19 protein-coding genes and 1 pseudogene are annotated in these 20,015 nt (G+C 59.1%); 15 read left to right on the forward strand and 5 right to left on the reverse strand.

Annotation, left to right across the window (positions count from 1 at the left end; translation table 11 throughout):
* Positions 1–56 precede the first annotated feature (56 nt).
* Entirely contained in the window at positions 57–1,034 is a 978-nt protein-coding gene (locus GF108_RS16880) for a tripartite tricarboxylate transporter substrate binding protein BugD (protein WP_091921795.1), read from the reverse strand.
* A 259-nt stretch (positions 1,035–1,293) separates the two neighbouring features.
* Here GF108_RS16880 and ade point away from each other — a divergent pair, with 259 nt between their 5' ends.
* Genes ade through GF108_RS16900 form a run of 4 tightly spaced genes read left to right on the forward strand, consistent with a single transcriptional unit; the run spans position 1,294 to position 5,445 of the window.
* Positions 1,294–3,108: an adenine deaminase gene (gene ade / locus GF108_RS16885; protein ID WP_153669206.1), complete on the forward strand. Its 1,815-nt coding sequence runs from the start codon at positions 1,294–1,296 to the stop codon at positions 3,106–3,108.
* Positions 3,105–4,364: a threonine ammonia-lyase IlvA gene (ilvA, locus tag GF108_RS16890; protein ID WP_027231548.1), complete on the forward strand. Its 1,260-nt coding sequence runs from the start codon at positions 3,105–3,107 to the stop codon at positions 4,362–4,364. The genes ade and ilvA overlap by 4 nt, the downstream gene beginning before the upstream one ends.
* Positions 4,364–4,912, forward strand: a complete 549-nt coding sequence (locus GF108_RS16895) for a DUF1697 domain-containing protein (RefSeq protein ID WP_153669208.1) — start codon at positions 4,364–4,366, stop codon at positions 4,910–4,912. Before ilvA ends, GF108_RS16895 begins: the two co-directional genes overlap by 1 nt.
* Entirely contained in the window at positions 4,909–5,445 is a 537-nt protein-coding gene (locus GF108_RS16900) for a DUF1697 domain-containing protein (RefSeq protein WP_153669210.1), read from the forward strand. The genes GF108_RS16895 and GF108_RS16900 overlap by 4 nt, the downstream gene beginning before the upstream one ends.
* Here GF108_RS16900 and GF108_RS16905 read toward each other — a convergent pair.
* Complete coding sequence (locus GF108_RS16905) at positions 5,421–6,869, reverse strand: PLP-dependent aminotransferase family protein (RefSeq protein WP_153669212.1); 1,449 nt, start codon at positions 6,867–6,869, stop codon at positions 5,421–5,423. The two genes, GF108_RS16900 and GF108_RS16905, sit on opposite strands and share 25 nt — an antisense overlap.
* 92 nt (positions 6,870–6,961) lie before the next feature.
* On the opposite strand from GF108_RS16905, the gene GF108_RS16910 reads away from it, so the two are divergent.
* The 9 genes and pseudogenes from GF108_RS16910 to GF108_RS16950 all read left to right on the forward strand — a co-directional run bounded on the left by GF108_RS16910 (position 6,962) and on the right by GF108_RS16950 (position 15,333).
* On the forward strand, positions 6,962–7,825 hold the full coding sequence (locus tag GF108_RS16910) for a DMT family transporter (RefSeq protein WP_153669213.1): 864 nt from the start codon (positions 6,962–6,964) through the stop codon (positions 7,823–7,825).
* 123 nt (positions 7,826–7,948) lie between these two features.
* Positions 7,949–9,137, forward strand: a pseudogene (locus tag GF108_RS16915) (HPP family protein).
* 339 nt (positions 9,138–9,476) lie between these two features.
* Positions 9,477–10,811 carry a DEAD/DEAH box helicase gene (locus GF108_RS16920; protein WP_153669534.1) on the forward strand — a complete coding sequence of 445 codons (1,335 nt, stop codon included), beginning with the start codon at positions 9,477–9,479 and terminating at the stop codon, positions 10,809–10,811.
* 171 nt (positions 10,812–10,982) lie between these two features.
* Positions 10,983–12,014: a cysteine synthase A gene (locus tag GF108_RS16925; RefSeq protein ID WP_153669215.1), complete on the forward strand. Its 1,032-nt coding sequence runs from the start codon at positions 10,983–10,985 to the stop codon at positions 12,012–12,014.
* Complete coding sequence (locus GF108_RS16930) at positions 12,014–12,757, forward strand: alanyl-tRNA editing protein (RefSeq protein WP_153669217.1); 744 nt, start codon at positions 12,014–12,016, stop codon at positions 12,755–12,757. The genes GF108_RS16925 and GF108_RS16930 overlap by 1 nt, the downstream gene beginning before the upstream one ends.
* 1 nt (position 12,758) lies before the next feature.
* Positions 12,759–13,610, forward strand: coding sequence for a 3-mercaptopyruvate sulfurtransferase (gene sseA, locus GF108_RS16935; RefSeq protein ID WP_370462198.1), 852 nt, complete (start codon positions 12,759–12,761; stop codon positions 13,608–13,610).
* 3 nt (positions 13,611–13,613) lie between these two features.
* Positions 13,614–14,150: an N-acetyltransferase gene (locus GF108_RS16940; protein WP_036814320.1), complete on the forward strand. Its 537-nt coding sequence runs from the start codon at positions 13,614–13,616 to the stop codon at positions 14,148–14,150.
* 203 nt (positions 14,151–14,353) lie between these two features.
* Positions 14,354–14,782 carry a hypothetical protein gene (locus GF108_RS16945; protein ID WP_153669219.1) on the forward strand — a complete coding sequence of 143 codons (429 nt, stop codon included), beginning with the start codon at positions 14,354–14,356 and terminating at the stop codon, positions 14,780–14,782.
* A gap of 77 nt (positions 14,783–14,859) precedes the next feature.
* The gene (locus GF108_RS16950) at positions 14,860–15,333 is read left to right on the forward strand and encodes a DUF1203 domain-containing protein (RefSeq protein ID WP_153669221.1); all 474 of its coding nucleotides are present in this window, start codon (positions 14,860–14,862) and stop codon (positions 15,331–15,333) included.
* A 48-nt stretch (positions 15,334–15,381) separates the two neighbouring features.
* Here the strand turns inward: GF108_RS16950 and ald are convergent, their stop codons facing one another.
* Positions 15,382–16,497 carry an alanine dehydrogenase gene (gene ald, locus GF108_RS16955; protein WP_153669223.1) on the reverse strand — a complete coding sequence of 372 codons (1,116 nt, stop codon included), beginning with the start codon at positions 16,495–16,497 and terminating at the stop codon, positions 15,382–15,384.
* A 151-nt stretch (positions 16,498–16,648) separates the two neighbouring features.
* On the opposite strand from ald, the gene GF108_RS16960 reads away from it, so the two are divergent.
* A complete protein-coding gene (locus GF108_RS16960; protein ID WP_153669225.1) occupies positions 16,649–17,140 on the forward strand; it encodes an Lrp/AsnC family transcriptional regulator in 492 nt (163 codons plus the stop codon).
* Here GF108_RS16960 and GF108_RS16965 read toward each other — a convergent pair.
* Together GF108_RS16965 and GF108_RS16970 are read right to left on the reverse strand one after the other, a co-directional pair.
* Positions 17,137–17,499 (reverse strand): MmcQ/YjbR family DNA-binding protein, encoded by a 363-nt coding sequence (locus GF108_RS16965; RefSeq protein ID WP_153669227.1) that lies wholly within the window; start codon positions 17,497–17,499, stop codon positions 17,137–17,139. The two genes, GF108_RS16960 and GF108_RS16965, sit on opposite strands and share 4 nt — an antisense overlap.
* Positions 17,496–18,743 carry a cyclopropane-fatty-acyl-phospholipid synthase family protein gene (locus GF108_RS16970; RefSeq protein WP_153669229.1) on the reverse strand — a complete coding sequence of 416 codons (1,248 nt, stop codon included), beginning with the start codon at positions 18,741–18,743 and terminating at the stop codon, positions 17,496–17,498. Before GF108_RS16970 ends, GF108_RS16965 begins: the two co-directional genes overlap by 4 nt.
* Before the next feature lie 535 nt (positions 18,744–19,278).
* Between GF108_RS16970 and GF108_RS16975 the strand changes: the two genes are divergently transcribed.
* On the forward strand, positions 19,279–19,830 hold the full coding sequence (locus tag GF108_RS16975) for a spore coat protein U domain-containing protein (RefSeq protein WP_153669231.1): 552 nt from the start codon (positions 19,279–19,281) through the stop codon (positions 19,828–19,830).
* Positions 19,831–20,015: the final 185 nt, after the last annotated feature.

A 20,015-nucleotide genomic window follows, 5' to 3' on the forward strand; every position in this document is an offset into this window, starting at 1 on the left:
AAATTCTTTGTAATGGGCCGGCTCAGGCCCATGAGGACCTGAACCGGCGAATAGTTCTAGTCGGCGTACTGGCCCGCGGCCTCGATGATCGGCTTCCAGCGGGAAACTTCGCTTTCAAGCTTCGACTTGAGCCCGTCAGGCGTAGCCTCGGCGTCGGTGACCGGTACGGTGCCGAGTTCGGCAAAGCGAGCGACGACATTCGGGTCTTTCAGCGCCTTCTGCAGCGATGCTGAGAGCTTCGCGGTGACATCCGCCGGCGTTCCCTTCGGCGCGTAGATGCCGTGCCAGATGCCGACCTGCAAGCCCGGCAGGCCAGCTTCCGCAACCGTCGGCAGATCGGGGAGGGCATCAAGGCGCTTGGCCGAGGTCACGGCATAGGCCTTGACCGTCGCGCCCTTGATCTGCTTGGTCGTGTTCGTGGTCTGGTCGCACATCAAATCGACCTGGCCGCCGAGAAGGTCGGTCATGGCAGGTCCGGTTCCCTTGTAAGGCACCGTTACCAGCGACGTCTTGATCTCGCTCATCAACAGCATGCCGCACAGATGCGAAGCCGCACCAATGCCCGCGTTGGCGAGGGTAATCTTGTCAGCGTTGGCCTTCACATATTCGACGAGGCCTTTCATGTCCGCTGGCTCGAAATCCTTCTTGGCGACAATGGTCATCGGCACGTCGGTGACGAGGCCGACATATTCGAAGGCGTTCAGCGTGTCATAGGGAAGCTTGCGGTACAGCGTGGCGCTCGTTGCCATGCCGATATGGTGCAGGAGGAGGGTGTAGCCGTCGGGATCAGCCTTGGCGACCTGCGAGGCGCCCAGCGTGCCGCCGGCGCCGCCGACGTTCTCAACGACGATCTGCTGCCCGAGATCCTTCGACATCGATTCGGCAACGAGGCGCGTAACGGTATCGGTGGGTCCGCCTGCAGCAAAGGGCACGACCATGGTTATGCTGCGCTCGGGATAGCCAGCGGCATTGGCGCCGCCGGCGATAAGGGCGAAGGCAGCCGTGGCAGCCAGCGAAGAGATGAGTTTGTGCATCTTTGTTCCTCCCAGACGATTCTTGAAATTACTCGAAACGAACCATGGCGCCGAAGCTTGCCAATATCTTTCTCCTCCCGATATTGGCAGCGTCGCTTTCGGCGCGTAGCATCCAGTCTATCGGACGAAACCACGGCCGGTATGTCAAGCAATTCATGGGGTTCGTGAATATTTTTGACAGAGCGACTGTGAACAAACCCACTATGCCTTAGGCTTTAGTATAGGTTTGTTCGCACCACCAAGCATCAGAGGCAGTTTAATGGTCAAGCAAGCAAATCATGGCGGAAAGCCCAAGTCCTGGACGGAATCAGCATCCTTGCTGGTCGATGTCGCGATGGGCCGCAAACATGCCGATCTCGTGGTGCGCAATGGTCGCCTCGTCAGCGTTTATTCCGGTGAAATCATTGCAGGCATGGATATAGCCGTCGCGGCCGGCCGGTTCGCCTTTGTCGGGCATGGTGTCGAGCACTGTATCGGACCGAAGACAAAGGTGGTGGATGCGGGCGGACGCTACCTCGTCCCTGGTCTTTGCGATGCGCACATGCACGTCGAAAGCGGCATGGTGACGGTGACCGAATTCACACGCGCCGTGATACCGCATGGCACGACCTCGATGTTCATCGATCCGCATGAGATTGCCAATGTGCTTGGGCTCGAAGGCGTGCGCCTCATGCATGACGAAGCGCTCGCGATGCCGATCAACGTCCATGTGCAGATGCCGAGCTGCGTTCCGTCAGCCCCGGGCCTTGAAAATGCCGGCGCCGCCATCAGTCCGCAGGATATCGAAGAAGCCATGACCTGGCCGAATATCATCGGTCTCGGCGAGGTCATGAATTTTCCGGGCGTCGCCAGCAACAATGCCACGATGCGCGGCGGCATTGATGCGACCATGAACGCCGGCAAGACGGTGGGCGGTCATTTCGCTTCGCCCGAGCTTGGACGGGCTTTCCACGGCTATGTTGCGGGTGGCCCGGAGGACGATCATGAAGGAACGCGCATGGACGACGCAATTGCGCGCGTCCGCCAGGGCATGCGCGCGATGCTGCGGCTGGGCTCTGCCTGGTATGACGTTGCCAGCCAGATCAAGGCAGTGACCGAGCAGGGGCTCGATCCGCGCAATTTCATTCTTTGCACCGATGACAGCCATTCGGGAACGCTCGTGCATGAAGGTCATATGGACCGCGTCGTCCGCCATGCGATCGCGCAGGGCCTGAAGCCAGTGACTGCGATCCAGATGGCAACGTTGAACACCGCCCAGCATTTCCGCCTTGAGCGCGAGATTGGCTCCATCACCCCGGGACGCCTTGCGGATTTCCTCATCGTTTCGGATCTTGCCAACCTGACGATCGACCGCGTCTATGCGCGCGGCAGGCATGTGGCCGAAAAGGGCAAGCTCCTCGCCGAGATCCCGCCCTACAATTATCTGGCGTTCGCAAAGAACACGATCAAGCTCGGCAAGAAGCTTGCGGCGAAAGACTTTGACATCAAGGCGCCGAAGCCCGCAAAGCATGTCACGGCCCGGGTGATTGGAGTGATCGAGAACCAGGCGCCGACACGTGCGCTTGAAGCCGATCTTACCGTCTCCGACGATATCGTGCAGATGGACCGGCGCAACGATGTCTGCCAGATCGCGCTGGTCGAGCGCCATCGCGGTACCGGCGCAGTGGTCAACGGTTTCGTTTCAGGCTTCGGCTATACGCTTGATTGCGCTATGGCATCCACGGTTGCACATGACAGCCACCACATGATCGTCGTCGGTACGAACAAGGAAGACATGGCCAAGGCTGCCAATCGGCTCGGCCAGGTCGGCGGCGGCGTGGTGCTGTTCTCGAAGGGGCGCGAACTGGCGCTGGTCGAGATGCCGATTGCCGGCCTGATGTCGGATCAGCGGGCCGAGGTCGTTGCCGAGCAGGCGGACAAACTGGTCAAGGCCATGCGCGCCATGGGCTGCAGCCTCAACAACGCCTATATGCAGCATTCCTTGCTCGCTCTCGTCGTGATACCGGAATTGCGTATTTCCGATGTCGGCATTATCGACGTCAGGACATTCGAGAAGGTTGACCTGTTCCTATGACTGCATTCATCAAGGCCGTGGAGCGCGCGGCGGAAAAAATGCGCGTCCTTTTTCCAGAAACGCCGCTGCAACTCAATCACTATTTGTCCCATAAGTATGGTGCGCAGATCTGGCTTAAACGCGAGGACCTGTCGCCGGTTCGCTCTTATAAGATCAGGGGCGCGTTCAATTTCATCGCGCATTACCTGAACGAGCACAAAGGCGAAGACACCAGCTTTGTCTGCGCCTCCGCGGGCAATCATGCGCAAGGCTTCGCTTTTATCTGCCGGAATTTCGGCAAGAAGGGCGTCGTGTTCATGCCGGTGACGACACCGCAGCAGAAGATCGACAAGACGCGTACCTTCGGCGGCGAATTTATCGAGATCCGCCTTGTCGGCGACATATTCGACCAATGCTATGTCGCCGCGCAGGATTATGCCGCCGAAACGGGTGCCGTCATGGTGCCGCCATTCGACCACAACGATATCATCACCGGACAGGCGACGGTCGCGTTCGAGATTGCCCATCAGCTACCGGACAAGCGCAAGCCGGATTTGATGATCCTCCCCGTCGGCGGGGGTGGCTTATCTGGCGGCGTTACCCGCTATCTCGGCGAACTCGGCTGGGAAACGCGCTTTCGTTTCGTTGAGCCGGCTGGCGCGCCGAGCCTCAAGCGAAGTCTCGAGGCGGGCAAGCGCGTCAAGCTCGACACCGTTGACAATTTTGTCGATGGCGCTGCAGTGGCCGAGATCGGGCGCGAAAATTTCAAGATTCTCAAAGGCTTCACAGCGGACGCTGTGACTTTGATTCCGGAGAACCGCCTGAGTTCGACGATCCTCGAAATGCTCAATATCGAAGGCATCGTACTGGAGCCGGCCGGTGCGCTCGCCATCGACTCGCTCAAGGACTTCAAGAAGAGCGAACTCAAGGGCAAGCGGATCATCCTCGTCGTTTCAGGCAGCAACTTCGATTTCGAGCGGCTTCCGGAACTGAAGGAGCGATCGCTGCGCTATGAAGGTCTGAAGAAGTATTTCATCTTCCGCTTTCCGCAGCGCCCCGGCGCATTGCGCTCCTTTCTCGATCTTCTCGGACCCGAGGACGACGTCGCGCGCTTCGAATACCTGAAGAAGTCGGCGCGAAATTTCGGCTCGGTCCTGATTGGCATCGAGACCAAGAACAAGGTCAATTTCGACATTCTGTTCAAACGCTTCGATGAGGCGGGCTGGGCCTATCAGGATATTACCGACAATGAGGCGATTGCCGGACTGATCATCTGATGACGACCTATATCGTCCTGTTCCGTGGCGTGGGCGGGGCAACCCTCTTGCCCGTCAAGCCGCTGAAGGACGCGCTGGTCGATGACGGCTTCGACAAGGTCGCCACCTATATCAATACGGGCAATGTCGTTTTGGTGTCGGAGCTTCAGCGGCAAACCATCTTGCAAAGAGTAGCTTCTATCGCACTGGAAAACTTTGCGTTCTCCAAGGCAACCATGATCCTCGACCGGCAGGAATGGTCGAGCCTCATTGCCGGCAATCCGTTCCCGCAGCACGCGGCCGAGGGCAACAAACTCCACGCGTTCATTCTGGAGAAGGAGCCTGAAAAGGAGGCGGTCCAGGCCCTTGAGCGGAAGGCGGCGGGGTTGCCGGAACAATTCAAAATTCTGGGCAAGGTCCTTTACTACTATCCGCCGCAGGGGGCATCGCAGTCGAAACTGCATGGCAAAATTGAATCGACGCTGAAGGTTGCCGCGACGGCGCGCAATTGGAATACAGTGCTGAAATTGGGGGATCTGGCCGAGCGGCTGGAGGGGGAAACGCAATGACGGTCTATATCGCGCTGTTTCGCGGCATCAATGTCGGCGGCAACAAGCTCGTCAAAATGGAGACGTTGCGCAGCGCGCTGGAGGAGGCGGGTCTGGCGGACGTGAAGACCTATATTCAGAGCGGTAATGTCGTCTTCAAATCGAACCAGACCGCAGCGCGTATCGAAAAGATGATTGCCGATCTCTTTCCAAAGACGTTCGGCTTTGAGTCTCGCGTCTCGCTTCGCAGTATCGACGAATGGAATTGCATGGTCGCTAAGAATCCCTATCCGCAGGCCAAGGAAAATCCGAAATCACTGCATGCAGTAATCCTTGATAGCGAACCGACAGATGCTGCTCTTACAGAGCTTGAGACGAGGGCACGCGGATCCGAGAGCTTCACCGTCAGCAATCGCGTGCTCTATCTCTACACGCCCGACGGTTTCGGCACCTCGAAGCTGGCGGAAGCGCTAGACAAGGTTTTGAAAGTGCCGCTGACGGCGCGCAACTGGCGCACGGTTCTGACGCTTCAGGAGATGGCAGGCGCCATCTGAGCCCGAGCGAGCGCATCTTCGAGAGTTCGGAAAATGCGCGGGTCGGAACATTGCGCAACATTGAAGCGCATGTAGGCATTTGCGCCAGGCGAGGGACTGAACACCTGCCCGGGTGCAAAGATCACGCCTTCGGTGAGCCCGTACTGTGCGACTGCCGCCGCATCCGCACCTTGCGGCAGCTTGCACCACACAAACATGCCGCCGCGCGGATCGATCCACGGCGTAACGCCCGCGGATTTCAACCGGGACAGGGTTTCACCCATGCTGCGCGCCAGGCGCGTGCGCAACCCGTCGATGTGCTTGCGATAGCCGCCATCCTTGAGCATCAGGAAGACCAGTTCCGCCGAAATGCGGCCAGCGCCGAAGGAGGTCGCGACACGCATGTCCACCAGGGCCTCGATCCAATCGCGGCGCGCCGCGACGAAGCCACAGCGCACCGATGCGGATAGCGACTTCGAGAAGCTGCCGATGTGGATCACCCGTTCGAGACCGTCGAATGCGGCAAGACGGGGAGCGGACTCCTGCTCGAAGTCAGCAAAGATATCATCCTCGACGATCGTCAGGCCATATTGCTCGGCAAGCTTCAGCAGGCGGTGGGCTACGACTGGTGAGAGGGTCGCTCCGGTAGGATTGTGCAATGCCGCGTTGGTGATGTAGAGGCGCGGCCTGTTCGCCTCGAGCGCAGCGGCAAAGCGTTCAAGATCGGGACCCGACGGCGTAAAGGGCACGCCAATGATCTTGGCACGGTGCGCTTTGAGCAGGGCGTGAAAGTTGAAGTAGCAGGGATCATCCACAATAACCGCATCGCCGGGCTCGATGAGGAACCGGCAGATCAAATCGATTGCCTGCGTGCCTGACTCTGTCAGCATGATCTGGTCCGGCGCGGCTTCGATGCCATGGTCGGCCATGCGGCGCGAAAGCAGTTGACGCAAGGGATGCAGCCCGAGAGGCGAGGCGTAATCGGTAAGGGCCGAAGTCTCGCCCCGCGCCAGTGTCCGCAAGGCCCGGCGAATGCCGTCCTCGGGCATCCATTCGGCGGGGAGCCAGCCGCAGCCGGGCTTTGCCACGTCTTCGCCAGCCTCAAGCGACATGCACGACACCCATAGCGGGTCGATGGCACGGTCGAGACGCGGGCCAATTTCTGTCAGGCTGAGCGGCGGCAGATGGCCGGCCACGTAGAAGCCCGAGCCTCTCCGCGACTGGATGGCGCCTTCCGCGGTGAGCCGGTCATAGGCCTCGACAACTGTCGATTTCGAAACGCCCATTGTGCCTGCAAGGCTGCGAATTGATGGCAGCTTGGCTCCCGGTGCGAGCGTGCGCCGCATCACCCGCTGACGGATCTCGTCCATCACCTGTTCGACCAGCGTGCCCCGCGGGCCCGCAATATGCGTGGTTACATCCATCTGTACTGCATTTGTATCCATTACAGTTTGACGAAATTGTACCGGACCGTCTCTGGAAAATCCATCCTTCCGACGCCAGAAAGTTCCCACAAATGCAGGCAGTGGGAATCAATATGGACAAGATGGCGAGCGGCTGGATCAACGGCTTCGTGGGCGTACTTATCTTCAGCGGATCGCTGCCGGCGACCCGCGCGGCCGTATCCGGGTTCGATCCGATCTTTCTGACGGGTGCCCGGGCCACAATCGCGGCATTGCTCGGGCTGGCGCTGCTTCTCGCCTTTCGCGAAAAGCGTCCGGACAAGGCCGATCTCATTTCGCTTGTCGTGACGGCGCTCGGCGTTGTCGTCGGCTTTCCACTGTTGACCGCGCTGGCGCTCCGTCATGTGACGTCTGCGCATTCGATCGTCTTTATCGGCCTTCTGCCGCTCGCAACCGCCATCTTTGCAGTCTGGCGCGGCGGCGAGCGGGTACGCCCGCTGTTCTGGTTGTTTTCCTGCCTCGGCAGCCTGCTCGTCGTCGGTTTTGCTCTCACTCAGAACGTCAGGGCATCGCTCGTTGGCGATCTTTTGATGTTCACAGCAATCGTCGTGTGCGGTCTTGGCTATGCCGAAGGAGCAAAGTTGTCGCGCCGCCTTGGCGGCTGGCAGGTTATATGCTGGGCGCTTGTCATCTCGCTGCCAGTCATGTTGCCGCTGACGCTATACGTCATGCCCGGCGAGTGGCAGGGCATAAGCGGGCCTGCCTGGTTCGGTCTATTTTATGTCTCTCTCTTCTCGATGCTGATCGGCTTCATCTTCTGGTATCGCGGACTTGCGCAGGGTGGCATTGCCGCAGTCGGGCAACTGCAACTGCTGCAGCCCTTTTTCGGCCTCGTCCTTGCGGCAACCCTGCTCGGCGAGCATGTCGGCTGGCCGATGATCCTGGCTACGGTTGGTGTGATCGCCTGCGTTGTCGGTGCCAAGCGCTTTGCGCGATAGGTTGGACAGATTTTCTATTTCCTGTGTGCCCACGCGCAAACTTATCCTTTGCCAGGGCCGCATCGACCGGTTATCGCCTGACGCACTCCCGTGATGCTGGATGCTGCACCCTCGATGAATGCCCTGGCTAATTACCTGAAGCGATTCCTGCCTGCGCTTGCCCCCGTGAGCGGCATGGAGCGCTTGCGCGCCTGCATCGGCGCTTTCCTCGGCATACTCGCAACCGGCATCGTCAGCGAGGCCGCCCTTGGCCCGACCTCCAGCGTTCCCTTGCTCATCGCGCCAATGGGCGCCTCGGCGGTGCTTCTCTTTGCCGTTCCGTCCAGTCCGCTGGCACAGCCCTGGTCGATACTGTGCGGCAACATACTCGCCTGCCTGATCGGCGTGACCTGCGCGATCTGGATTCCTGACCCTGTCATTGCATCGGCCGCTGCCATAGGCGCGGCGATTGCGGTCATGATGCTGACTAAATCGCTGCATCCGCCAAGCGGAGCGGTTGCGCTGACTGCCGTGTTGGGCGGTCCGGTCGTCCACGATCTCGGCTATAGCTTCGTCATCTGGCCGGTGGGGCTGAACTCGCTTCTGCTGCTCGTCATCGCCATCGCCTACAACAATCTGACCGGCCGGCGCTATCCGCATCTGGCGCCACCGGCGGCCAAGAATATCCACGATACCGCCGATCCAATTCCGTCGGAGCGCATTGGATTTACGCCCGGCGACCTTCGATTTGCCTTGGGGCAGCACGACGAACTGATCGATGTGAGCCCGGACGATCTCGATTCCATCCTGCATCGGGCGCAAATGCACGCCTACCATCGCCGCTTCGGCGAGATACGCTGCGAAGAGATCATGTCAAGCGACGTGGTCAGCGTCGCGCCCGAGACGTCCGTGCGGCGCGCCTTCGCCCTGTTGCGCCGGCATCGGATAAAGGCACTGCCCGTCGTCAACAGCGAGCGCAGGCTGATCGGTATCGTGACGCAAACGGATTTCATGCAGCGGGCCGCATGGCCGTCCCGAACCGCGCTTAGACCGGGCATTGTCGGCAAGTTTGGCAGCATTATCGGCGTCGTCCAAAAACAGCCGCGCGTGGTTGCGGGACATCATGACGGCGCCGGTTCAGTTTGTCAGACCCGACACGCTTGTCACGGAACTCGTGCCGGCGATGGCCGATCGCGGCCTCCATCATTTGCCGGTCGCCGATGCGGAAGGGCGCGTGTTGGGCATCGTTACCCAATCCGACCTTATCGCTGCGCTCTACGCCCGTAACCTCAACGACAGGCAGAAGCCCGAACCGCTTTCACTTGCCGGCTAACCGGCACCTCAGACGCTGTTTTTGCGCCGCACAATAATTCGTTTGCATTTTGGCGCGATAAGGCCCATATGCGGTTCAGGCGCTTGGGCCGGTTTGATCCGGTCTTCCAGAATTTGGACTTGTGGCGTCTTCAGTCCCATCCGCAAAAGGCGATGGGCACGGCTGCGCAAGTCGCTTGGGCCCGCCAATCCGGCGGTGCTTCCCTCCGCGTCTCGTCGTTCATCCATAAATTGTGCATGCAGGTTGCGCCCTGCGATGCGTTTGTGACCCGCGAAGATTCGCGCCGGTCAGTGAAAGAAGATTGAATTGAACACTCCAGAAACAAACGGCTTTGCCGCAATGGGCCTGAACGTGGTCCTTCTCAAGGCCATCGAAGCGGCCGGCATGGCAGAGCCGAAACCAATCCAGGAACAGGCTATTCCGGCACAGGTGTCCGGCAAGGACATTCTCGGCATCGCCCAGACGGGTTCGGGCAAGACGGCTGCCTTCAGCCTGCCGATCCTGCAGAAGATCATGGGTCTTGGCGACAAGCGCAAGGGCAAGACCGCCCGTGCCCTCATTCTCGCCCCGACCCGCGAGCTTGCCGTGCAGATCGAAGAAACGATCCGCAAGCTCTCGAAGGGCGCGCATATTTCGACAGCGCTTGTTCTCGGCGGCGTCTCGCGCATCTCCCAGATCAAGAAGATGCAGCCGGGCGTCGACGTCCTCATAGCAACGCCGGGCCGCTTGACCGATCTCGTGCGCGAAAACTGCATCGATCTTTCCGAGACGCGTTGGCTCGTGCTCGATGAAGCCGACCGCATGCTCGACATGGGTTTTATCAACGATGTGAAGCGCATCGCCAAGGGCACGCATCGCGACCGCCAGACCGCACTTTTCTCGGCAACGATGCCCCAGGAAGTCGCCACGCTGGCCCAGGGCCTGCTGCGCGACCCGGTTCGCGTCGAAGTCGCGCCGCAGGGCACGACCGCGGCCGAGATCAAGCAGGTGGTACACGCCATTCCGACGAAGCAGAAAAAGCAGGTTCTTTCGGCAATGCTGAAGGATGAGGCGCTGGCTTCGGTCATCGTCTTCACCCGTACCAAGCACGGCGCGGATGCGGTAACGCGCGTCCTTGAGAAGGACGGCTATGAAGTTGCCGCCATTCACGGCAACAAGTCGCAGAATGCCCGCCAGCGGGCGTTGAACGGCTTCAGGGACGGTTCCGTTCGCATTCTCGTTGCGACCGATATCGCGGCGCGCGGCATTGACGTTGTCGGCATCAGCCATGTCATCAATTTCGACCTGCCGGATGAGCCCGAGAGCTACGTTCACCGCATTGGCCGTACCGGGCGTAATGGCGCATCGGGTTCGGCGATTACGCTTTACGATCCGGCCGAAGAGAGCGTCAAGCTGAAGGCCGTCGAGCGCGTTACGCGCATGCGTTTGCCGATGGCCGATTCGCCGGTTGATCTTTCGAGCCTGCCGGCCCGTGCTGCTAATAGCGACCAGCGTCCGCCGCGCCGCGAAGGCGGCAGCGGTGCACCGGGCAAGAAGCCGCATCGCGGCCAGGCAGCCAGCAAGCCACGCGAGGCGCGTGGTGAGAAGATTTGGAGCAATGATGGCGGCGCCCCGGCGCAAAAGCGTCCGTTCCGCCGCAACAAGCGCCGCAGCTTTGGCGCCAAGGCTGCCTGAGCGTAGCGTCTGAAACGTATAAGGGCCGCCGGCATAAACGTGCCGGCGGCCATTCTTTTTCTGGCATCCTGCAGCGTAATCAGACAATTCACGTGGCCGATTGAATTCTGCGCTTGAACGGCCCGCCCGGGACAAATAGGTTCAAGCCCTGCAGATTGAAGGACTTGTGCCATGCTGAATTCAGTGATCGACGCGATCGGCAACACGCCGCTCATCCGCCTCAAGAAAGCCTCCGATCTCACTGGCTGCGAAATCTACGGCAAGGCGGAATTTCTCAATCCGGGGCAATCGGTGAAGGATCGCGCGGCACTCTACATCATTCGCGACGCGGAAAGGCGCGGCCTGCTTCGTCCGGGCGGCGTGATCGTCGAAGGGACCGCCGGTAACACCGGTATCGGGCTCACCATGGTCGCCAAGGCGCTCGGCTATCGCACAGTCATTGTCATCCCCGAAACGCAAAGCGAGGAGAAGAAGGACGCCCTTCGCCTCCTCGGCGCCGAACTCGTTGAAGTGCCGGCAGTCCCTTACCGTAATCCGAACAATTACGTGAAGGTTTCTGGGCGCTTGGCGGAGCAGATGGCGAAGTCCGAGCCGAACGGTGCAGTCTGGGCCAACCAGTTCGACAATGTGATCAATCGTCAGGCGCATGTGGAAACAACCGCACCGGAAATATGGCGCGACACCAACGGCAAGGTCGACGCGTTCATTTGCGCAGTCGGTTCCGGAGGCACGCTTGCCGGGGTGGCGGAAGGGCTGAAGGGGCGCGACCCGTCGATCAAGATAGGGCTCGCCGATCCGCTCGGCGCTGCATTGTTCTCCTATTATACCACCGGCGAGTTCAAGGCCGAGGGCAACTCGATCACCGAAGGCATCGGGCAGGGGCGGGTGACAGCCAATCTTGAAGGCTTCAAGCCTGATTTTTCCTATCAGATTCCGGATGCGGAAGCTCTCGACGTGGTCTTCGATCTCGTGCAGGAAGAGGGGCTTTGCCTCGGCGGCTCATCGGGGATCAACATTGCCGGCGCCATCCGCATGGCACGCGATCTCGGCCCGGAGCATATCATCGTCACGGTGCTGTGCGACTATGGCAACCGCTATCAGTCGAAGATGTTCAATCCCGAATTCTTGCGATCCAAGGACCTGCCGGTGCCGGCGTGGATGGAGACCAAGTCCGACATTTCCATCCCGTTCGAGAATTCATAATGGCTTACGATACCACGATCCTGTTTCGCGATGATTCCTACCTCAAGGAGATTGAGGCGACGGTTGTCGGCGTCAACGAGCGCGGCGGCATTCTTACGGACAGGACGGTCTTCTATGCTACCTCGGGCGGCCAGCCCGGCGATACCGGCGCCTTCATCCGGCCCGACGGATCGAGCATCGCCATCGCCGCAACGGTGACGGGCGAAACCAAGGAAGAGATCATCCATGTGCCGGCCGCGGAGCAGCCTGTGCCTGAAGTCGGCGAGAAGCTCTTGCTTCGCATCGATTGGGACCGCCGCTACAGGCTGATGCGCATGCATACGGCCTGCCATCTCTTGAGTGTCGTGTGCCCGTTTCCCATCACAGGAGCTGCGGTCAGCGAAGACAGCCGCGTCGACTTCGATTTGCCGGAGGTGGGGGTAACGCGCGAGGGCGTAACGGCCAAGCTGATGGAACTGGTGAACGCCAATCACCCGGTATTCACCCGCTGGATCACCGACGAGGAACTGGCGGCAAATCCGGGCCTGATCAAGTCGAAGAATGTCCGTCCGCCCGTGGGCACGGGACGTATCCGGCTGGTGTGCATCGGCAAGGACGCGGTGATCGATTCGCAGCCCTGCGGCGGAACCCATGTAGCGACCACCGGCGAGGTCGGAGCAATCCATATCGGCAAAATCGAAAAGAAGGGCAAGGAGAACCGGCGTTTCCGCATCAGGTTCGGCGCCTTGCCGGAGGGAGAGTGACGTGTCGGACAAAAGCGCCTTTGTCGTTTCGCCGGATTGGCTTGAGGAGCGCCTCGATCAGCCCGGCTTGAGCATCCTTGATGCATCCTGGTACTTTCCGTTCCAGAACCGCGATGCCAAGGCCGAGTACGAGGCAGCCCACATCCCAGGCGCTGTCTTCTTCGACCATGAGCAGTTGTCGGATCCCGATTCTGCCCTGCCGCATACTTTCCCGAAGCCGGAAGCCTTTGCGGCTGCCGTCAGCAGCATGGGCATTACCAACGAGGATACGATCGTCGTCTATGATGGGCCCGGCATGTACACGTCGCCCCGGGTGTGGTGGATGTTCCGCACCATGGGCGCGAAGAAAGTCTTCGTGCTCGATGGCGGCTTTGACAATTGGAAGGCTTCGGGCCGCCCGGTCACCGACGCGGTGACCAAGATCGCGCCCTCTGCATTCGTGGAAAAGTTCGATGCCGGCAAGGTCGCAAGTTTCGAGCAGATGCGACAGATCGTCGATAGCGGCTCGCGTCAGATTGCCGATGCGCGTTCCGCCGGCCGCTTCGTCGGAACCGATCCGGAACCACGCGCTGGGCTGCGCTCGGGCCACATGCCGGGCGCGCGCAGCGTACCCTCCTCGAGCCTTGCCGATAAGGGTTACCTCAAGGACCTCAGCGGGTTGCGGCATGTCCTTGACGAGGCGGGCGTGGACTTGTCCCGTCCGATCGTGACGAGTTGCGGCTCGGGGATCACCGCAGCCGTTATCACCCTCGCGCTCGAATCGCTCGGCCACAAGGACAATCTGCTTTATGATGGCTCGTGGTCGGAGTGGGGCGCCCACAAGGATACTCCGGTCGTAACGGGCGAAGCGTAAGCCATGGCCGACAATCCCAAGCCCCGCATGCTCAAGACCCGGGTAACGCATCTCGAACTGACCGATCGCCCGACGCAATCCGTTCCGACGCCCGTCAGTTTCAAGCTGGCAATCATGCGGGCGACAAGGATTTCATTACCCTTCTACCGGTTCCTCTATGAGCAGGTAGGCAAGCCGCATCATTGGTCGGTCCACCGCCATCTCGATGACAAAGCGCTCGCCGCTATCATTCACCGCGACAATGTCGATATCCACGTTCTCTACGCGGACGGTTCTCCAGCCGGCTTCTTCGAGCTCGTCACCGGCGAGGAAGAAGGCGTCACGGAGATTCTCTATTTCGGCCTGATCCCGGAATTTCAGGGCCGCGGTCTTGCCAGGTTTTTTCTCAACGAGGCGATCTCGACGGCGTGGATGAGCGACCCGCAGAAGGTCATCATCGAAACGAATACGCTCGACAGCCCGCGTGCCTTGCAGATGTACCAGCGGATGGGGTTTCATCCGGTCAGCTTCGCCGAGGCTGAAATCGAGGCGTGGGTTTAAGGCACAGCCTCATCCCCAAATGCTCTCCGCCGTCCCTCGTGCTCTCGCCCGAGGACTATGGCGGAAAGCCCACCGCAGGACGAAGAACCCAGGCTTGCCACGTTCTAATAACCATCCTGTGGAATTCGACGCGCACCGAATAGAGAAAACGCCAATAACCCCCTATGAACGCAAATAGATTCGTTCTGGGAGGTAAAATTATCTTGGCGATGCGCAGTGCCCTTTATTCCATGATCGCCATGGCCTTGCTCTCTGGTTGTGTCCCTTCCGAACTCTCGACGACCAAGGAAGGGTCGGGAAGCGCCAAGGTGTCCGCGAAAGCCGGACAGGAAACCGGACTTGCCGGATTTTACAAAGTGAACGGTGATTGTTCAGGTCGAAACCCGGGCTCGTTGAAAGTCGTCACGGAACCTGCGCATGGTACGGTCAGAATCCAACGCTTCACAGGCAATCCGACCTATGCGTCCGGGCACTTTCTTGCCAAGTGCAATTCGCACAAGGTGCCGCAACTCGGACTGTTCTATAAGCCGGCGCCCGGTTTTGTGGGGAGTGACCGGGTCGTCGTTGCTGCCAAGGCCGCGGGCAGCGATGTTTACGGCTACGTCACCTTTCACATCGAGGTCGCAAACTAGCCGGCCAACATCCGCATGAATCGGGTGGCTCGGCTCGCTCGTTCGGTGTCTTCTTGCTCGCAACAAAGGAGACACCGATGACCGCGATCCGCTATATTGCCATGTCCACAACGCTCGCTCGCCACTACCAGCAGGGCGGAGCCGATGCCAATGGCCAGACACCCGAAACCCACCTATCTGACGGCGATGGCATGCCGTGCCGCCATTGCCTGCAGAACATTGCGGCTGGCGACAAATATCTGGTCCTGTCGCATCGACCGTTTCCAGCGCCGCAACCATACGCGGAAACAGGGCCGGTCTTTCTCCATGCTGATGAATGCGAGCGGTACCCGGAAACAGAGGAAATGCCGGCGATGTTTCGCGAGACCAGCGACTACATCTTGCGCGGCTATACCTGCCAGGACCGTATCGTCTATGGAACGGGCGGGGTAATCCGAACCGAGGCAATTGCCAACCGCGCGGCGGAATTACTCGCGCGAGACGATGTCGCCTATGTGCATATGCGCTCTGCGCGCAACAATTGCTTCCAGTGCCGGATCGAACTGCCATGAAAAAGCCCGGCACAGGTCCGGGCTCCTTGATATTGATGCAGCGATGCGTCAGGCGGCAATGGCGGCCTTGGCTTCGACCATCTCCAGGCCCAGCGCTTCGGCAACGGCCTGGTTGGTGATCCGCCCCTTGTGGACGTTGAGGCCATTGCGCAGATGCGGGTTGTCGACCAGCGCCTTGACGCCACGGTCGGCCAGCTGCAGGCCATATTGCAGTGTCGCATTGTTCAGCGCATGGGCCGAAGTGACCGGCACAGCGCCCGGCATGTTGGCGACGCAATAGTGGATGATCCCGTCGACTTCATAGGTCGGTTCGGAATGGGTGGTCGCATGTGATGTCTCGAAGCAGCCGCCCTGGTCGATGGCGACATCGACAATGACAGCACCCTCCTTCATGCCTGAAAGCATTTCGCGGGTGACGAGCTTCGGCGCCGCGGCGCCAGGAATGAGCACGGCGCCGACGACGATATCCGCCGAGAAGACCTCTTCGTCGAGGGCTTCGATCGTCGAATAGCGCGTGTGGATACGGCCGCGGAAAAGGTCGTCGAGCTGACGCAGGCGCGGAATGGAGCGGTCGAGGATCGTGACATCAGCGCCAAGACCGGTCGCCATCATGGCCGCGTTGATGCCGACGACCCCGCCGCCGATGATCGTGACTTTGCCCGGAAGGACCCCCGGCACGCCGCCGAGAAGAACGCCGCGGCCGCCATTGGCCTTCTGCAGGGCCGTTGCACCCGCCTGTATCGCAAGACGGCCGGCGACCTCCGACATTGGCGCGAGCAGCGGCAGGCCGCCGCGATCATCCGTAACCGTCTCGTAGGCAATCGCCGTCACACCGGATGCCAGGAGACCCTTGGTCTGTTCCGGATCGGGAGCGAGATGCAAATATGTGTAGAGAAGCTGGCCTTCGCGCAGCTGCGCCCATTCGGAGGGCTGCGGCTCTTTCACTTTCACGATCATGTCGGATTGCTGAAAGACTTCTTCGGCAGTCTTGGCGATCTTCGCGCCTGCTGCCTGGTAGGCCCCGTCGTCGGCGCCTATTCCAATGCCAGCTCCGGACTGGACGATGACCGTGTGGCCATGAGCGATGTATTCGCGTACGGCCCCCGGAGTGAGACCGACGCGATATTCATGGTTTTTGATTTCCTTCGGGCAGCCAACGCGCATAACGCCTCCTGTTAGTGTTTTTGAGTTCCCTTTTGAGGCAAATATTTCATCACGAATCCTGTCGCATGTCCTTGCCAAGACGGCTCGACGGAAGGCAAAAATTCGAATATTCTTGCGCAAGATCGGCAATTGAAAGCGGAAAGCGCGAAGAATGACATTGGACAGGATCGATATCGCGATTCTCGACAGCTTGCAGAAGGATGGACGCATGTCCAATGCGACGCTGGCGGAGAAGGTCGGCCTGTCGCAATCGGCCTGCTCGCGCCGGCTCGACATTCTGGAGAAATCCGGCGTCATCCGCGGCTATCACGCGCGGCTCTCCAACAAGATGCTCGGGCATCCGGTCATCGTCATCGTCAATATTTCGCTGTCCGGGCAGGCAGACAAGCAATTGCGGGAGTTTGAGACGGCGGTGAAACGCTGCCCCAATGTTCTTGTCTGCTATCTGATGTCGGGCGAATACGACTATCTGCTGCGGATCGCCGCGAAAGATCTCGAGGACTACGAGCGAATCCACAAATTCTGGCTTTCGGCGATGCCGCATGTGACGAAGATAAATTCGTCCTTTGCGCTGCGCGAAGTCGCGGACCGGACCGGGCTCGGGGTCGAGACGGCGCTGATCGAAACGACAGGCGAGCGCTAAAGCTTTGCTTCCACAGCTTTACGCAGCTTGGCAGGCGCCTTGGTATGCCAGGCCAGTTTGATGCGATGGCCAAGTTCTGCATCAGAAACATGGCCGAGGCGCATCAGGATATAGGGCCAACCCTTGTAGTGGTCGGTTTCGAAGTAGATTTCCGGGACACTCTCCATAAGGAGCGGCTTTTCCTCGAGCGGACAGTGGATGGCGAAGGTGTCGGCATCCTTGAGACGACCGATGAACGACGTCTTCACTTTCAGGGAAGGTGTTCCATGCGTCGTGCTCTGTATGAGTTCGGGCAATCCAAGCCCACTCGCCACGTTCCAGATGCGTTCGAATGCCTTATCCAGGCTGCTGTCCGTCATGACTTGTAGAAGACCTGGCGCACGTCGATGTATTCGGAGCGGAAGCCGGCCTCGCAATAGAACAGGTAAAACTCCCAGAGCTTCTTGAAACGACCGTCGAAACCAAGGTGACGCAGGCGGTCCCACGAGTCCCAGAAGCGCTGGCGCCATTCGGCGAGCGTTCGCGCATAGTCCTGCGGGAACACGTGCTCGCGGTAAAGGTCGAGACCAAAATCCTTGCCGAGCCGCTTCAGCCTTTCCGGCGTCGGCAGCATGCCGCCCGGAAAAACATAACGCTGGATGAAATCCGGCCGCTTGCGGTAGCGATCGAACGATTTGTCGTTGATGGTGATGATCTGCAGGCCGGCGCTGCCGCCCGGCTTCAAACAGTCCTTCACCTTACCGAAGAATACCGGCCAATATTTTTCGCCCACCGCCTCGAACATCTCGATCGACGCGACATGGTCGTATTTGCCGGTCTCGTCGCGGTAATCCTGGAATTTGATGTCGACCTTGCCGGATAGCTTTGCGCGTTCGATGCGCTGGCGCGCATAGTCGTATTGTTCGCGGCTGATCGTGAGCCCGGTCACATGCGCGCCGATCTCACGCGCGGCAAATTCGGCAAATCCACCCCAGCCGCAGCCGATTTCCAGCACGCTGCTGCCGGGGGTAATGCCGATATTGCGGGCGAGGGCGCGATACTTGGCGTTCTGGGCGCTTTCGAGGTCCGTGGTGTTTTCGGCAAACAGGGCCGACGAATAGGTCATCGTCGGATCGAGCCATTCGCGATAGAAGGCGTTGCCGAGGTCGTAATGCGCCGAGATATTCTTGCGCGAACGGCTGCGGGTATTGTCATTGAGCCAATGCCGCATCCGCTGGACCGTGTTCAGGACAAAGTTCGAGCCGCCGGCAAGGTTTTCGCCGACCTCTTCATTGACGACGAAGAGTTCGAGGAAGGTCGCGACATCGGGGCTCTCCCAATCGCCGTCCATATAGGACTCCGCAAGGCCAATCGTACCGCCCGAGAAGGCGCGGCCCGGGAGGTTCCAATTGTGAAGAATGACCGACGCATTTGGCCCCGCCTGCCGGCCGCCAACCTTGAACAATTGGCCATTGGGGGTTGTGATCGCCAGCGTTCCTCGGGGCAGGTGAACCGCGGCGCGAAGTGCAGCCTGGGCCTTCAGAGGGAGTCCCTTCAGCATGGCGCCGACATTTTCAGGCGTGAGGCACTGGGCATCGGGGGTGGCGAGAGATGTTTGCGTCATGCCGTCGATCTTCCAATTGGCGGCCTGTTGGTTGGCCCATGTTATCAAACGTTTAAGTTGCATCCAGTGGTTCTAAAACGCAAGCGAGTGATGGCGCGGTGTGAATGTAGTTCGTAAGCTACTCGTGTTTCGAAAGCGCCAATATCAACTCGCGCGAGCAAGGGATTGGCGGCTCTGAGCATCAAGGCGATGGACCACCAGTATTCGACAACGATTAACGTCATTCGAGCTTCGCTTAGCCGGCATATGAACGTTCGCTTACGTTCGAATATATCATCGCAATAGTACAAACGAAACAAAACGCGATTTTTTGTGGTTGATATTAGACTAAAGTATCATAATATTTTGCAATAAAACTATGACCTGATCATCTGATCTAATATATTCAGCCATTTTGTCGTAAATTTATTGAATCATGTCGTTCCAAATAAAATTATGACAAAACTATTGCCGTACTCACGTCAACGGTAATTTAAATACCCCAATAAATAGGGGTCAAAATTTTTCATACGTATCTGATTTGAGGACACCACCAATGAGCACTAAAACACTACGCCTCGCTGCTGCCCTCTTCGTGGTCGCAGCCACTTCGTCGACCGGTTCGGCACTTGCTGCCAGCCAGACTTCGGAACTCAATGTTCGGCTTGAAATCCAATCCGGTTGTACCGCAAATCTTCTCGAAGGTGCGACGCTTGACTTCGGCCAGGTTGCCGGAACGCCGACAAACGACATTCAGCGTTCGGCTCGTGTCAGCGTATCCTGCAGTGGCTACAAACCGGCAACCGGCCCTGGTGCCGTTGCCCCGACGCTCGGGCTTAGCTACGGTCTGCACTCCGACGGAACTCAACAACGTTATGTGCAGAGCGGCACAAACAAGATTGCTTATTCGCTCTACAAGAATGGTTACTATGGCGAAGCCTGGGGTCCTGTCGGCGCCGTGTCTGGCGGTCCGCTCACCATCAACAACCTGGCCAACGACACGCCGCAGGAAGTGACGATCTATGGCGTGGTCAAGAAGACCGACATCACCAGCAAAACCCCGGTCGGCGTTTATACCGATACGGTACAGATCGTTCTCACCTACTAATTCTTTAAGCGAGCAGGGGGATTTGTCTCGCTGCTCGCATCGTTTTGTTCTGTGAAATATATCCGTCCGATTTTGCGTATATTTCAGTAATATTACTGAATAAATCATTTAATACATTGCATTTGTAGGTTATTTTTATCGATGTTGCGGTATGAGATGCCATTCTTTTCTTTGATCGGTGTAGT

Source organism: Phyllobacterium sp. SYP-B3895 (assembly GCF_009647635.1).
GTDB lineage: Bacteria > Pseudomonadota > Alphaproteobacteria > Rhizobiales > Rhizobiaceae > Phyllobacterium > Phyllobacterium pellucidum.